The sequence below is a fragment of the Kluyvera cryocrescens NBRC 102467 genome, assembly GCF_001571285.1.
GTDB lineage: Bacteria > Pseudomonadota > Gammaproteobacteria > Enterobacterales > Enterobacteriaceae > Kluyvera > Kluyvera cryocrescens.
Genome location: NZ_BCTM01000005.1, coordinates 1 through 15975 on the forward strand (window position 1 = coordinate 1; position 15975 = coordinate 15975).

The 15975-nt window shown below is 56.4% G+C and carries 10 protein-coding genes; 9 read left to right on the forward strand and 1 reads right to left on the reverse strand.

Features of this window, described 5'->3' with window-relative positions; translation table 11 throughout:
* Positions 1-226: 226 nt before the first annotated feature.
* Positions 227-4189 (reverse strand): trifunctional transcriptional regulator/proline dehydrogenase/L-glutamate gamma-semialdehyde dehydrogenase, encoded by a 3963-nt coding sequence (putA, locus tag KCR01S_RS04145; protein WP_061280033.1) that lies wholly within the window; start codon positions 4187-4189, stop codon positions 227-229.
* 432 nt (positions 4190-4621) lie between these two features.
* Here putA and putP point away from each other — a divergent pair, with 432 nt between their 5' ends.
* From putP to KCR01S_RS04200, 9 genes are all read left to right on the forward strand, one after another.
* Complete coding sequence (putP, locus tag KCR01S_RS04150; RefSeq protein ID WP_061280035.1) at positions 4622-6130, forward strand: sodium/proline symporter PutP; 1509 nt, start codon at positions 4622-4624, stop codon at positions 6128-6130.
* Between the two features lie 922 nt (positions 6131-7052).
* Positions 7053-7886 (forward strand): iron uptake transporter permease EfeU, encoded by an 834-nt coding sequence (efeU, locus tag KCR01S_RS04160; protein WP_061280039.1) that lies wholly within the window; start codon positions 7053-7055, stop codon positions 7884-7886.
* A gap of 51 nt (positions 7887-7937) precedes the next feature.
* Positions 7938-9065 carry an iron uptake system protein EfeO gene (gene efeO, locus KCR01S_RS04165; RefSeq protein ID WP_061280041.1) on the forward strand — a complete coding sequence of 376 codons (1128 nt, stop codon included), beginning with the start codon at positions 7938-7940 and terminating at the stop codon, positions 9063-9065.
* Between the two features lie 5 nt (positions 9066-9070).
* Positions 9071-10351, forward strand: a complete 1281-nt coding sequence (gene efeB / locus KCR01S_RS04170) for an iron uptake transporter deferrochelatase/peroxidase subunit (RefSeq protein ID WP_061280043.1) — start codon at positions 9071-9073, stop codon at positions 10349-10351.
* Between the two features lie 569 nt (positions 10352-10920).
* On the forward strand, positions 10921-11709 hold the full coding sequence (gene phoH / locus KCR01S_RS04180) for a phosphate starvation-inducible protein PhoH (RefSeq protein WP_061280048.1): 789 nt from the start codon (positions 10921-10923) through the stop codon (positions 11707-11709).
* Between the two features lie 285 nt (positions 11710-11994).
* On the forward strand, positions 11995-13218 hold the full coding sequence (locus KCR01S_RS04185) for an SfnB family sulfur acquisition oxidoreductase (protein ID WP_061280051.1): 1224 nt from the start codon (positions 11995-11997) through the stop codon (positions 13216-13218).
* Positions 13219-13227: 9 nt separating this feature from the next.
* On the forward strand, positions 13228-13893 hold the full coding sequence (locus tag KCR01S_RS04190) for a methionine ABC transporter permease (protein ID WP_061280054.1): 666 nt from the start codon (positions 13228-13230) through the stop codon (positions 13891-13893).
* A gap of 21 nt (positions 13894-13914) precedes the next feature.
* Positions 13915-14688 (forward strand): MetQ/NlpA family ABC transporter substrate-binding protein, encoded by a 774-nt coding sequence (locus KCR01S_RS04195; protein WP_061280056.1) that lies wholly within the window; start codon positions 13915-13917, stop codon positions 14686-14688.
* Between the two features lie 10 nt (positions 14689-14698).
* Positions 14699-15709 (forward strand): methionine ABC transporter ATP-binding protein, encoded by a 1011-nt coding sequence (locus tag KCR01S_RS04200; RefSeq protein ID WP_061280058.1) that lies wholly within the window; start codon positions 14699-14701, stop codon positions 15707-15709.
* The last annotated feature ends 266 nt before the right edge of the window (positions 15710-15975 follow it).

The following is a 15975-nucleotide window of genomic DNA, read 5'->3' on the forward strand; positions in this document are numbered from 1 at the left end:
CACGCTTGCGTTGGCCCGAAGGGCGAGTCCCTGGGATGGGACGAGTAGCGTCAAGTTTCGCCGTGCCGCAGGCTGGAATTCGCAGGCGAACGCAGTGCGAAGCACCGATTTCGCCGCGGGGCCGCGGGGATTGCAAAGGGGGGCGCGGCGCCCCCCTTAGCCCGTTCACGGGTACAGATGTTTCATATTCTACAAAACATAAGGTGAACGGAATATTGCACCTAACTTAACCAATAGTCATCAGACTGGCGTTACCGCCTGCTGCCGCAGTATTCACGCTAAGCGAACGTTCGTGGTACAGACGCTCAAGCAGCAGGTTGGTTTCCCCGCGTGCAAAGCCTTGCACCGACACGATAGCGCCATCGCGCGCCGCGACCAGTTCACACAGTTCGCGAAGCTGATCGGAGTCGCCGTGGTAGATAACCGCATCGAAGAACGCGTTCATCAAGGCGTCAGGCTTGGCAAAGTGCAGGCGCTCGGTCACCGCTTTTGGCAGTGACTTCGCCAGTTCACGCTGCAGCGGCGCATCGGTCCACAGTACTTCACTGCCCACCGCCAGTACGGCGGCCAACTGCGTTAGCAGATCCATCTCGTTATCGGCAACGCACAGTACGCGTTCACGCGGCACCAGCGTCCAGGTGTTACGCTCGCCGGTTGGCCCCGGCAGCACGCGTTGGGTTCCGGCCTGCGCCAGTTCGCTGTACTGCTTGCTGAGCGCCAACAGTTCCGGACGATTTGACAGCCAGCCCTGCAGCTCGGTCAGCGGTTTCTCCAGCAGCGTTTTCAGCTGCGTGTCGACAACCTGGCCTGCATCCTGACGCGCCAGCGTGGTCGCCAGCGCCGTTTCCGGACGGCTTGCCAGCAGGCGGTAGAGATACATTGGGCCGCCGGCTTTCGGACCGGTACCCGAAAGACCTTCGCCACCGAACGGCTGCACGCCAACTACGGCGCCGACCATATTACGGTTGACGTACAGGTTGCCCACTTTCGCGCTGCCGGTCACCTGGGCGATGGTTTCGTCAATACGGGTGTGAACGCCCAGCGTCAGGCCGTAGCCGGAGTCGTTGATCTGGCCGATCAGTGCCTCAAGCTGGTTGCGGCTGTAGCGCACGACGTGCAGTACCGGACCGAAGACCTCTTTTTTCAGCTCATCGAAGCTTTCCAGCTCAATCAGCGTTGGCGGAATAAAGGTTCCACTCTGCCATTCGCGGCTGTCGTCGGCGTTTTCACGCGCGGCCTGGAAGACCTTACGACCTTTAGCGCGCATTGCCTGGATGTGGTTTTCAATACCGGCTTTGGCTTCAGCATCGATAACCGGCCCAATGTCGGTGGTCAGACGGCCTGGGTTGCCCATACGGCATTCGGCCATCGCCCCGCGCAGCATGGTCAGGGTGTGCTCGGCAACGTCATCCTGTAGACACAGCACGCGCAGCGCCGAGCAGCGCTGTCCGGCGCTATCAAAGGCGGAAGCGACTACATCCACCACCACCTGCTCAGTGAGTGCTGAGGAGTCGACGATCATGGCGTTCATCCCGCCGGTTTCGGCGATAAGCGGCGTTGGGCGGCCCTGAGCATCCAGTCGGGTAGCGATATTACGCTGTAGCAGAGTGGCGACATCGGTGGAGCCGGTGAACATCACCCCGCGAACGCGGTTATCGGCGGTCAATTGCGCACCGACGGTTTCACCGCGGCCTGGCAGCAGTTGTACCACGCCCGGCGGTACGCCGGCTTCCAGCAGCAGCGCAATACCCTGCGCGGCGATAAGCGGCGTTTGCTCAGCCGGTTTTGCCAGCACGCTGTTGCCAGCGGCGAGGGCGGCGGCAATCTGGCCCATAAAGATCGCCAGCGGGAAGTTCCACGGGCTGATACAGACCACTGGGCCTAGTGGGCGGTGGGTTTCATTGTCAAAATCATCACGAACCTGGCCTGCATAGTAGTGCAGGAAATCGACGGCTTCGCGGACTTCAGCAATCGCGTTACTGAAGGTTTTTCCGGCTTCACGTACCAGGATCCCCATCAGCGGCTGCATCTGATCTTCCATCAGGATCGCGGCGCGTTCGAGGATAGCGGCGCGCTCCTGCGGCGGCGTTGCAAACCAAATTGGCGCGTTATTCACCGCGCTTTCCAGCGCCTGTTCCACTTCGCTTTCGCTTGCTTCGCGTACATAGCCGACGATATCTTTCGGCTCTGCCGGGTTAACTACCGCCGTCATGTTGCCGTCAGCGACCGGATGCTCAAGCATCGGTTTAGCGGACCATTTTTGCAGTGCGCTGTTGAGCAGCGAAGAAGACAGCGAGGCCAGGCGGTGTTCGTTGGCCAGATCCAGACCGGCGGAGTTCACGCGGCCGTTGCCGTACAGATCGCGCGGCAGCGGAATTTTCGGGTGCGGCAGACCGGCAGCACCTTCCTGCAAGGCCATTTTTTCAACCGCCAGCACCGGGTCGGCCACCAGCTCATCCAGCGGCAGGCTGCTGTCGGCGATACGGTTCACGAATGAGGTGTTGGCCCCGTTTTCCAGCAGACGACGCACCAGATAGGCCAGCAAAGTTTCGTGGGTGCCGACCGGCGCATAGATACGGCACGGACGGTTCAGCTTGCCATCGGCCACTTTACCGACCACCTGCTCATACAGCGGCTCACCCATGCCGTGCAGGCACTGGAACTCGTACTGACCCGGATAGTAGTTTTGCCCCGCCAACTGATAAATCGCCGCCAGCGTATGGGCGTTATGGGTGGCAAACTGCGGGTAGATAAGGCTTGGCACGCCCAGCAGCTTCTTGGCACAGGCCAGATAGGAGACGTCGGTATAGACCTTACGGGTATAGACCGGGTAGCCTTCAAGGCCGTCCATCTGGGCGCGTTTAATTTCGCTATCCCAGTACGCGCCTTTCACCAGACGGATCATCAGGCGACGACGGCTGCGGGTGGCAAGATCAATCAGATAATCAATGACGAACGGGCAGCGCTTCTGGTAGGCCTGAATAACAAAGCCGATACCGTTCCAGCCGGCCAGCTCTGGCTCAAAGCACAGTTTTTCCAGCAGATCGAGGGAGATTTCCAGACGATCGGCTTCTTCAGCGTCAATGTTAATACCGATATCGTACTGGCGCGCCAGCAGGGTCAGTGATTTCAGGCGCGGGTACAGCTCTTCCATCACCCGGTCATACTGTGCGCGGCTGTAGCGAGGGTGCAGGGCAGAGAGCTTGATAGAGATCCCTGGGCCTTCATAGATGCCGCGACCGTTGGATGCTTTACCAATGGCGTGGATTGCCTGCTGGTAAGAGACCATATAGGCCTGGGCATCGGCGGCCGTCAGCGCAGCTTCACCTAACATGTCGTAGGAGTAGCGGAAGCCTTTGTCTTCGAGCTTACGGGCGTTGGCCAGCGCTTCGGCGATGGTCTCGCCGGTAACGAACTGCTCGCCCATCAGGCGCATCGCCATGTCCACGCCTTTGCGTACCAGTGGTTCACCGCTCTTACCGATAATGCGGTTCAGCGAACGCGACAGGCTGGTTTCATTGTGAGTAGAGACCAGTTTGCCGGTAAACAGCAGCCCCCAGGTGGCGGCATTGACGAACAGCGACGGGCTGCGGCCAATATGTGACTGCCAGTTACCGTTGCTGATTTTGTCGCGGATTAACGCATCGCGGGTGGCTTTATCCGGAATACGCAGCAGCGCTTCCGCGAGGCACATCAGCGCCACACCTTCCTGTGAGGAGAGGGAAAACTCTTGCAGCAGGCTCTGCACCATGCCGGCACGGCCGCTGGCGGTTTTCTGATTACGCAGCTTTTCAGCCAGCGTCCAGGCCAACTGGTGCGCCTGCTCAGCAATCGGCTGCGGCAGACGCGCCTGTTCCATCAGCATCGGTACGGCGTCGGTTTCGCTACGGCGCCAGGCCGCAGTGATCGCCGCGCGAGTGACGGACTGTGGCAGGATCTGTTCGGCGAATTCGAGGAACGGTTGATGGTTATCTTCGGCCGCGGGTGCGGCTTCGTCGCTCTCATTGGCAGCACCGGAGAGCAGCGCAGGCAGTTCCGGCAGGGTTTCGTTGTTCTCTAGCTTTTCCAGATAATTAAAAATTGCCTGCTTGATGAGCCAGTGAGGGGTGCGGTCAATTCGAGTCGCCGCGCTCTTAATACGCTCACGGGTTGCGTCATCCAGCTTAACCCCCATGGTGGTGGTGCCCATGCCATCTACTCCTGTTGCTTGGTTATCTTATTAATTGCGTAACAGGAATATCTATCATGTTGCAACTTTGTGCAACCGTGTTAAATGTGATGTCCGTTGCAGGGTTAAAAATGAATTGAATGTTAATGGTAAAACTTATGATAAGTGCGCCAGTCCGCTCTCGGGAAAACGTTATTTTATGCGCTACTTAACACTTATTCGTGGTGCAACCCGAAAAAGCGTGAGAGAGTGCAACCTATAGAAAAATGCTCTGATTACAGTGATGCATTCATTGTAAATGCAGTGTTAAATCATTTGTGAAAAAATTCAGCTTCCGTCAGGATACGGTCGCCTCAAATTATTGCCCCGTTCCGGCAATGATAAAAACGGCAAACTGGGATATTGCCGATAAATAAGAACCTATCGGGATAGGTTCAAGTTCTGGAGATCGTAATGACTATTAGCACACCGATGCTGGTGACCTTTCTTGTTTATATTTTTGGCATGATCCTCATTGGCTTTTTCGCCTGGCGTAACACTAAAAACTTTGATGATTATATTCTTGGCGGCCGTAGTTTAGGGCCATTCGTGACCGCGCTGTCTGCTGGGGCCTCCGATATGAGCGGCTGGCTGTTGATGGGCCTGCCGGGGGCGATTTTCATCGCCGGTATTTCGGAAAGCTGGATTGCTATCGGCTTAACCGTTGGTGCGTGGATCAACTGGAAATTGGTGGCCGGGCGTTTGCGCGTGCATACCGAAGCCAATAATAACGCCTTAACGCTGCCGGATTATTTCACCGGCCGCTTTGAAGATAATAGCCGCGTACTGCGTATTATCTCGGCGCTGGTTATTTTGCTGTTCTTCACCATCTACTGTGCATCGGGCATCGTGGCAGGGGCGCGTCTGTTTGAAAGCACCTTTGGCATGAGCTACGAAACGGCGCTGTGGGCCGGTGCCGCGGCGACCATTCTGTACACCTTTATCGGTGGATTCCTCGCGGTGAGCTGGACTGATACCGTGCAGGCGAGCCTGATGATTTTCGCGCTGATTCTGACGCCGGTGATCGTTATTTTCGCCGTCGGCGGGCTGGGCGATTCGCTGGAAGTGATTAAGCAAAAGAGCATTGAAAATATCGATATGCTCAAAGGGCTGAACTTCGTCGCCATTATTTCGCTGATGGGCTGGGGCCTGGGCTATTTCGGTCAACCGCACATTCTGGCGCGCTTTATGGCTGCTGATTCCCACCACAGCATTGTTCACGCGCGTCGTATCAGTATGACCTGGATGATCCTCTGCCTCGCCGGTGCAGTGGCGGTAGGCTTCTTCGGTATTGCCTACTTCCAAAACAACCCGGCGCTTGCTGGGCCGGTCAGTCAGAACGCCGAGCGCGTGTTTATCGAGCTGGCGCAGATCCTGTTTAACCCATGGATTGCCGGTATCCTGCTGTCTGCCATTCTGGCGGCGGTGATGTCGACCTTAAGCTGCCAGCTGCTGGTGTGCTCAAGTGCGATTACCGAAGATCTGTATAAGGCGTTCCTGCGTAAAAACGCCAGCCAGAAAGAGCTGGTGTGGGTAGGGCGCTTTATGGTGCTGGCGGTTGCGCTGGTGGCGATTGCGCTGGCGGCAAACCCGGAAAACCGCGTGCTGGGCCTGGTGAGCTATGCATGGGCAGGCTTCGGTGCGGCGTTTGGTCCGGTGGTGCTGTTCTCGGTGATGTGGTCACGTATGACCCGTAACGGTGCGCTGGCGGGGATGATTATCGGTGCGCTGACGGTCATCGTCTGGAAACAGTTCGCGTGGCTGGGCCTGTATGAAATCATTCCGGGCTTTATCTTCGGTAGCATCGGTATCGTGGTGTTCAGCCTGCTGGGCAAAGCACCATCGGCCAGCATGCAGGAACGTTTTGCCAAAGCGGATGCACATTATCATTCCGCACCGCCGTCGCGTTTACAGGAAGAGTAAGTTCAAGCCCGCTGAGGGCGTAATGCTGGTCAGGTAAGCACAAAATTCCGTTCACTTTATGTTTGCAGAAGATGAAACACCTGCACCCGTGAACGGGTTAAGGGGGGCGTCGCGCCCCCCTTAACAATCCCCGCGGCCCCGCGGTGAAATCGGTGCTTCACACTGCGTTCGCCTGCGAGCTCCAGTCTGCGGCACGGCGAAACTCGACGCTACTCGTCCCATCCCTGGGACTCGCCCTTCGGGCCAACGCAAGCGTTGTTCAACATTGCTCCCGGCAATTTTGTCGTGTCTCGGTTCGCCTCAGTCCGCCATCCCTGGCGGCCTGACCTTGTCTTCCTTTCTCCGGCTCACCGATTTCAAGCGGGGACTCATCGGTTCCAGCGACACTGATTTTAACTGTTAGCAGAAAGACTAAAGCGACATAGGTGGCGTCTGAATCGCCGAGGCGTTGCCTGGAGGCCGGGGCAGCCCACAGGGATGTGGGCTGAGGGCGCGGCTTTACAGGGATGTTACCTCGCGCCCGACCCGAAAGCCGGAAGGCATAAGCAGAGGGAACCGCGAAGCGGCGATTCTGCCGCCAGAGCGCGGGGGTGCAGGGGGGCGGAGGTAATTGTCCGCCCCCTGCGCGCTCCTTGCGCCATTCAGGTTATAGGGCATGTGATGAACAAGGAACGCAACCGGCTGCGAATCTGAACGGAATTGGGTACTCAACTCCGCATTACGCTGAGTTTGCGTTAGTGTATACCGGCCTTAGTTTGCTAGTGATAATCATCGCAACTATTTATTCGCTATCCTTTTACATCTCGTCATTATTTCCCACACATTTCACTTGTGTTTCTTTTTGGCTTAATGATAATCACTATCACTCACATTTACCTGTCTTTGCAAAAGTTGACGGCGTTTCACATTTAAGGATGTCTGCATGTTTGTTCCTTTTCTCATTATGCTGCGCGAAGGGCTGGAAGCGGCGCTGATTGTCAGCCTGATTGCCAGCTATCTGAAACGTACCCAGCGCGGGCGCTGGATTGGGGTGATGTGGATTGGCGTGATCCTTGCCGCCGCACTGTGCTTAGGCCTGGGCATCTTCATTAACGAGACCACCGGCGAGTTCCCGCAAAAAGAGCAGGAGCTGTTTGAAGGCCTGGTGGCGGTTATCGCCGTGGTCATCCTGACGTGGATGGTGTTCTGGATGCGTAAGGTGTCCCGCAACGTCAAACAGCAGCTGGAACAGGCGGTGGATAACGCGCTGCAAAAGGGCAATAACCACGGCTGGGCGCTGATCATGATGGTCTTTTTCGCCGTAGCGCGTGAAGGGCTGGAGTCGGTGTTCTTCCTGTTGGCGGCATTCCAGCAGGATCTCGGTATTTGGCCGCCGCTGGGCGCCATTCTCGGCCTTGCCACGGCTATCGTGCTGGGCTTTCTGCTGTATTGGGGCGGTATTCGCCTCAATCTCGGCGTCTTCTTCCGCTGGACGAGCCTGTTTATTCTGCTGGTGGCGGCCGGGCTGGCGGCGGGCGCAATTCGCGCTTTCCACGAGGCTGGGCTGTGGAATGCGTTCCAGGATGTCGCCTTTGACCTGAGCGGTACGCTGACCACCCATTCGCTTTTCGGCACGCTGCTGGAGGGCATCTTTGGTTATCAGGAAGCGCCGAGCGTTAGCGAAGTGGCGGTTTATTTCCTGTATCTGATTCCCGCACTGGTGCTGTTCTTCTGGCCACCGCGCGTAACAACATCAACATCACGTATCGCCCCTTGAGGCTGATAACGGTTGCTTAGTGACAACAAACTTTATTGAAAGGGATGGAACATGACGAAGAACTTCCGCCGCAGTGCGTTGCAGATGGGCATCGCCGCACTCTTCTCGACCGCGTTTATGGCGCACGCTGCGGATATTCCGCAGGTTAAAGTCACGGTAAACGACAAACAGTGTGAACCGATGTCCATCACCGTCAATGCCGGTAAAACGCAGTTCATCATCCAGAACCACAGCCAGAAAGCGCTGGAGTGGGAGATCCTCAAAGGGGTCATGGTAGTGGAAGAGCGCGAAAACATTGCGCCGGGCTTTACCCAGAAGATGACCGCTAACCTGCAGCCGGGCGAATACGACATGACCTGCGGCCTGCTGACCAACCCGAAAGGCAAGCTGATTGTTAAAGGCAAAGCGACCGAAGATGCGGCAAAAGCCAATGCGCTGCTGGATCTCGGTGCCGCCATTACCGCTTACAAAGCCTACGTGACCGCGGAAACCGCTGAGCTGGTGAAAGGGACCAAAGCCTTTACCGACGCGGTGAAAGCCGGCGATATCGAGAAGGCCAAATCGCTGTATGCGCCAACCCGTCAGCATTACGAGCGTATCGAACCGATTGCGGAACTGTTCTCTGACCTTGACGGCAGCATCGATGCCCGTGAAGACGACTACGAGCAGAAAGCGGCGGATCCGAAATTCACCGGCTTCCACCGTCTGGAAAAAGCACTGTTTGGCGACAACAGCGTCAAAGGCATGGAGCACTATGCTGACCAGCTCAATACCGATGTGCTGGAACTGCAAAAACGGATTAACGAGCTGGCGTTCCCGCCATCAAAAGTGGTTGGCGGCGCGGCTGGGCTTATCGAAGAAGTGGCGGCAAGCAAAATCAGCGGTGAAGAAGACCGCTACAGCCACACCGACCTGTGGGATTTCCAGGCCAATATCGATGGCGCGCAGAAGATTGTTGACCTGCTGCGTCCACAGCTGCAAAAAGAAAACAGCGCGCTGCTGGCGAAAGTCGATGCCAACTTCAAGAAAGTTGACGCGATTCTGGCGAAGTATCGTACCAAAGACGGTTATGAAACCTACGACAAACTGACCGACGCTGACCGCAACGCGCTGAAAGGGCCGATCACCACACTGGCGGAAGATCTGGCGCAGCTGCGTGGGATCCTGGGTCTGGACTAAGCACCATGGCAAAGCAGCAGATTGACGACCTGAATGAACCATCACGTCGTCGTTTATTAAAAGGGATCGGCGCGCTGGGAGGCGCGCTGGCGATTTCCGGCGGTTGCCCGGTGGCACACGCGGCAAAAAGCAGCGATGCGCCTGCCACCACCGCGAACAGCCGGATGGAAACGCAGCCATTTTACGGCGTGCATCAGGCCGGCGTGCTGACGCCGCAGCAGGCCTCGATGATGCTGGTGGCATTTGACGTACTGGCGGGGGATAAAGCTGAACTGGAGCGACTCTTTCGGTTGTTGACCGCGCGCATTGCGTTTCTGACCACCGGAGGCCCGGCGCCGGACACGCCCAATCCGCGTTTGCCGCCGATGGATTCCGGTATTCTCGGGGCCTATATCTCCCCGGATAACCTGACCATGACGCTTTCTGTAGGTCATTCGCTGTTTGATTCGCGCTTTGGGCTGGCCGATAAGGCCCCGAAAAAGCTGCAAAAAATGACGCGTTTTCCCAACGATTCATTGGATGCCGCTCTGTGTCATGGCGATCTGCTGCTGCAGATTTGCGCCAACACTCAGGATACGGTGATCCACGCCCTGCGCGATATCATCAAGCATACGCCGGACTTACTCAGCGTGCGCTGGAAGCGGGAAGGGTTTATCTCTGACCATGCGGCGCGCAGTAAGGGCAAAGAGACTCCGGTCAATCTGCTGGGCTTTAAAGACGGTACCGCTAATCCCGACGGCAGCAATAAACCGTTGATGGACGAAGTGGTGTGGGTTACCCGCGATCAGGGTGAGCCAGCCTGGGCGCTAGGCGGCTCTTATCAGGCGGTGCGGATTATTCAGTTCCACGTCGAGTTTTGGGATCGCACGCCGCTTAAAGAGCAGCAGACCATTTTTGGTCGCGATAAGCACAGCGGTGCGCCGCTGGGCATGAAGCTTGAACACGATGTGCCGGACTACAGCCGCGATCCGGAAGGGGAGGTGATTGCCCTGGATAGCCATATTCGTCTGGCCAACCCGCGCACCAAAGAGACGGAATCCAGCCTGATGATGCGCCGTGGCTACAGCTATTCGCTGGGGGTGACTAACTCCGGTCAGCTCGACATGGGACTGCTGTTTGTTTGCTATCAGCACGACCTTGAAAAAGGCTTCCTGACGGTACAAAAGCGGCTTAACGGCGAGGCGCTGGAAGAGTACGTGAAACCCATTGGCGGCGGCTATTTCTTTGTGCTGCCGGGGGCGGTGTCTGAAAAGGCGTATTTAGGCAGCACGCTGCTGGAAGCCTGAGTACATACCCGGCGATGCGTCGCCGGGTGACGATTGCACCTATTTATAGCCCGGGGGAGCGATGCGACCCCTGGTAGCGTCAACAGTTAAGAATATCGCCAGAAATCAGCACTTTTTTTTCATTTCTCCCCGTATTGACATAAAACTGCCACATGATTGTCAGATGCTATCCCTGAGCACTATCGTTATATTTATGTAAATTTTATGTTGCACTATTTATGTTCTATGGTGTAAATAATAAGTAGAGCGGTAGTTCCCGACAGTGATGTAGTTTCACTATGGAGATCGCGAATGGTAGCGTCCTTGATTGGACTAAGCAGTACCTCAACCCGCACCATCCAGCGCGGAGGCCCCCTCTCCGGCAGCGATTTCGTCACCCCAATTTTTTCCCCATGCAGAATTCAACTTGAAGTAAACGATGCTATTCGCGGTGCGCGTAGCCGCGCGTTGGCGTCATTTCGACTGGCAGTTGCTATGGCTTACAAGGAAGCCAAACCTCAGACGTTCGTGCGCATAATCGCGCTGTTTTTGGCGCGTGTGATGTAAACCAACAACTCAAGGTGCTATCCATGGGAAGACAGAAAGCAGTGATCAAAGCTCGTCGCGAAGCAAAACGTGTGCTGAGACGGGATTCACGCAGTCACAAACAACGTGAAGAAGAATCGGTCACCTCGCTTGTGCAGATGAGTGGCGTGGAAGCGATTGGCATGGCGCGGGATTGCCGCGACCATTCACCCATCGCCCCCCGCAATGACGCTCAGGCCCACTACCTGAATGCTATCGAGAGTAAGCAGCTGATCTTCGCTACCGGCGAAGCGGGCTGCGGCAAAACCTGGATCAGTGCGGCGAAAGCTGCAGAGGCGCTCATTCACAAGGATGTGGAGAAGATTATTGTGACGCGTCCCGTTCTTCAGGCCGATGAGGACCTGGGGTTCCTGCCCGGAGACATCTCGGAGAAATTCGCCCCGTATTTTCGCCCCGTCTACGACGTACTGGTGAAACGGCTGGGTGCCTCCTTTATGCAGTATTGCCTGCGCCCTGAGATCGGCAAGGTAGAGATCGCGCCGTTCGCCTATATGCGCGGACGAACCTTTGAAAATGCCGTGGTCATTCTTGATGAGGCTCAGAATGTTACCGCGTCGCAGATGAAGATGTTTTTAACTCGCCTCGGGGAGAACGTCACGGTTATCGTCAACGGGGATATCACCCAGTGTGATTTACCGCGCGGCGTTCAGTCTGGCCTGAGCGATGCCATGGCCCGCTTTGAAGAAGATGAGATGATAGGGATTGTGCGTTTCACCAAAGACGACTGCGTACGCTCGGCGCTCTGCCAGCGTACGCTGAATGCCTACTACTAAGCGTTGTTACCTCTGCAAAGCCCGGGAAACCGGGCTTTGTTGTTTCTGGCTGTTGTATTTACAACAGCCTGCCGCCACGGTTGTTGTATTTCACACTGCTCATGGCCCGTTATTACCGCCAATCCCTTGATAAACCGCCTCCTACAAGCTGGCATAAACTTTGCTATCAACACATATAACCTAAATGGTTAACGATGCAATAATTTATTCCAAAAATAGATATGTATAAATATCAGTCAGATATGTGTATTTGACGATATTAATAACACGAAAAGAGATGATGCTATGCCAGTAAACCAGGACGCACCAGACTATACCCAACACGCCCCTCACGCCCATCACATTACCAGTGATGAGGAGGCGATCAGTATTGCGCATGAGATTGCCGCCTTTCTGCAAATAGGTGCTTCTGAACGCGACCTTAGCGGCTTCGTCCCGCCGGAAGTGGTTGATACCTACTCCAATAGCGGCCTGTGGGGCATTACCGTGCCGCGCCAGTTTGGCGGTGCCGATGTGTCGGCAGCCACGCTGGCGGCGGTGATTGCCATTATCTCAGCGGCGGACCCGGCGCTGGGGCAAATCCCGCAAAACCATTACTGCCTGCTGGAGGATATCCGTTTGCAGGGCAGCGAAGAACAGCAGCAGTTTTTCTTCAAACTGGCGTTGGCCGGGCATCGTTTTGCTAATGCGCTGTCGGAGACCGGTGGCAAGACGGTGCAGGATATTCAAACCCGGCTGACGAAAACCGCCGATGGCCTGCGAATTACTGGCCGTAAAGGCTATTGCACCGGTTCGCTGTATGCCCACTGGCTGGGCGTGCTGGCCCTTGATGACGACGGACGCGCTCAGCTCGCGTTTGTCCCGCGTCATTCAACCGGCCTGACGGTAGTTAACGATTGGGCCTGTCTCGGGCAGCGCACGACGTCTAGCGGTACGGTGCTTGTAGAGAATTTGCTGGTGGACGCTTTCAACCTGATCGCCAGTTGGAAATCGTACGATACGCCAACGCTCGCCGGGCCTTTTGCACAGCTCACTACCGCGGCTATCGATGCCGGGATTGCCCGTGCAGCGCTCAATGATACGGTGAGCTTTGTGAATCAGTTTGCCCGTCCGTGGATTGATGCCGGCGTGGCGCGGGCAGGGGACGACCCGCTAACCATTTATCAGATTGGTGCGCTCGACAGCAAACTGGCCGCCGCCGATGCGCTGCTGGAACAGGCGGGCAAAGTGCTGGATCGCTATAAGCATGATCTCAGCGAAGTGACGGTGGCACTGGCCTCGGTCGCCGTGGCGCGCGCTAAAATCTTTACCACCGAAGCCGCACTTGAAGCTTCCACCCGATTGTTTGAACTGGGCGGTACTCGCTCAACCCATCCGCGCTACAACTTTGACCGCCACTGGCGTAATGGCCGCGTTCATACGCTGCATGATCCGGTGCGCTGGAAATATCACCTGCTCGGCAACTGGGTACTCAACGGCAAGCCTCCTGCTCGTCACGACTGGAACTAAGGAGAAACGATGCTCGCTTTTCTTGCCGGAATTGATTGGGGGGATGTCGCAGAAGCGGGCATCGATACCCTCACCATGTTGGCCTGGGCGCTTGGCTTCACGGTGCTCATTGGGCTACCGCTGGGGGTGATTTTGTATCTGACGGGGCAGCCGCGCTTACTGTATGCGCCGCTGCTGCACCGGGTACTTTCGTTGCTGGTTAACGTGATGCGCTCGCTACCATTCATTATTTTGCTGATTGTGATGATCCCGTTGACCACCCTGATAACCGGCACATCGTTAGGCGTACAGGGCACTATTCCGCCGCTGGTGGCGGGCTGTGCGCCATTTTTTGCCCGGCTGGTAGAGACCTCGCTGCGCGAGGTAGACCACGGGCTGGTGGAAGCCAGTTGGGCCATGGGCGGCAGTACCTGGCAGCTAATCTGGTACACCTTGCTGCCGGAGTCGCGTTCCGGGCTGATTGCGGCGGTGACGGTGACGGCCATTGTACTGGTGGATTACACCTCGATGGCGGGGGTCATTGGTGGCGGTGGGCTGGGGGATTTGGCCATCCGTTTTGGCTATCAACGTTTCCAAACCGATGTCATGGCGGTCACGGTGGTGCTGCTGATTGCGCTGGTGCAGGTTTTACAAATGAGCGGCGACCGTCTGGTGCGCCGGATGAGCCGTAAATAGAAATAGCAACAGGATAAAACGATGAAAAAAACTGTGATTGCCGGGCTGCTGGCGCTGTTTTCTCTTTCTGCGACCGCCAACGAAACGCTGGTGGTCGGCGCGACGCCGGTGCCCCATGCCGAGATCCTTGAGTTTGTGAAACCGGAGCTGGCGAAGGAAGGTGTTGATTTAAAAATCAAGGTCTTCAACGACTTTATCCAGCCTAACCAGCAGCTGGCGGAGAAGAATCTTGATGCCAACTACTACCAGTACCGGCCGTTCCTCGATGATTACAACAAGACCCGGCACACCAATCTGGTGCCGGTCGTGGGCGTCCATATTGAGCCATTTGGTGCCTATTCGACGCGATATAAAAGCATCAAAGAGCTTCCCGATGGCGCAACGATTGCGATCCCAAACGATCCGGTGAATACCGGGCGCGCGCTGGTGCTGCTGGCTGAAGCCGGGCTGATCACGCTGAAGAATCCGCAAGATCCACAGTCGGCGGAAAAAGACATTACCGGCAATCCGCATCACTTCAAGATTCGTCCGCTGGAAGGGGCGATGCTGGCGCGGGCGGTGAGTCAGGTGGATTTAGCGTTTATTTTTGCTAACTATGCGTTGGAGGCCGGGATTGATACCGATAAGGCGCTGATAGTGGAAAAAGGCAAAAGTCTGTACGTCGAATACCTGGTGGCGCGGCCGGACAATATTAACGATCCCGGTATTCAGAAATTGGCAAAAGCGCTGAATTCTGACGCGGTTCGTCAGTTCATCCTGACCCGCTATCAGGGAAAAATTGTTCCAGGATTTTAGGAGTACAGGCATGGCACAGCATCCTCACATCCGCCTTAGCGGCATCAGCAAAGCATACCCTAATGGCGTTAAGGCATTGCAAAACATCAGCCTGGATATTCAGGCGGGTGAAATTTTCGGCATTATTGGCCGCAGCGGTGCGGGAAAGTCGACGCTGCTACGCCTGTTTAATCGCCTGGAAAATGCCGATGGTGGCGAGATCGCGATCAATGGCGTGGCGATAGGCGGCGGAGGGAAAGGCCAACTGCGCGATTTGCGCCGTCGGGTCGCGATGATCTTTCAGCATTTCAACCTGATGGCGACCAAAACGGTGGCAGAGAATGTGGAGCTCCCGCTACGGATGGCGGGCATCCCTGCGGGTGAGCGTCGTCGGCGCGTTGACGATATATTGCGTTTGGTCGGACTGGAGTCGTTGCGCGATAGCTGGCCCGCCCGGCTTTCTGGTGGACAAAAACAGCGAACCGGCATCGCGAGGGCTTTGGTGACTCAGCCGGAAATTTTACTCTGCGATGAGGCCACGTCGGCGTTGGATCCAGAGAATACGCTGGCGGTGCTGAGTTTGCTGAAAGAAATTAACCAGCGTTTGGGACTCACGATTATTCTCATCACTCATGAAATGGATGTCATCCGCACGCTGTGCGATAAGGTGGCCGTGCTGGAAAAGGGGCAGATTATTGAGCAGGGAGCCGTGTGGCAGGTGTTTGGCGATCCGCAGCACGAGGTGACCTGCGGGATGCTCGGAACCCTGCATCACGGACGAGCGGAGAATACGCAACCGTTGAGCGATGGCCAGCAGTTGGTGACGCTGCATTTTAACGGCGCTAACGGTCTGGAGCCAAATTTGCGGGATATTGCTGGCGTGTTGGGCGGACGGAGCCGGCTTGTTTATAGCAGCTGTGAGCCGATTCAAGGGCGGGTGGTGGGGCAGCTAAAAATCCGCATTGATGCGCCGCTGACGGCGGAACGACTGCGGCTGGCAGAACAGGTGGCTGATAGGATTGCGGTGCAGGGCGTAGCGTGATTACGTCAGTTCAAAGAGAGTGCGATAGGTTTTTGTGGGGCAGTTAAAGGGGATGGCTAAGGGGGCGGGGGGATTGACTCGCTTCGCTCGCCCTGACGGGCAGCCAGCTCACTGCGTTCGCCGTCTGTCCAACGGGCGTTGCCCGTTGTCGACCCCGGTTCCGGGGGTCTCACCCCGCCTGGCTGTGCAACAGGCGAAAAAAAAGCCCGTACTTGCGTACGAGCTCTTCTTAAAATATGGCGGTGAGGCGGGGATTGACTCGCTTC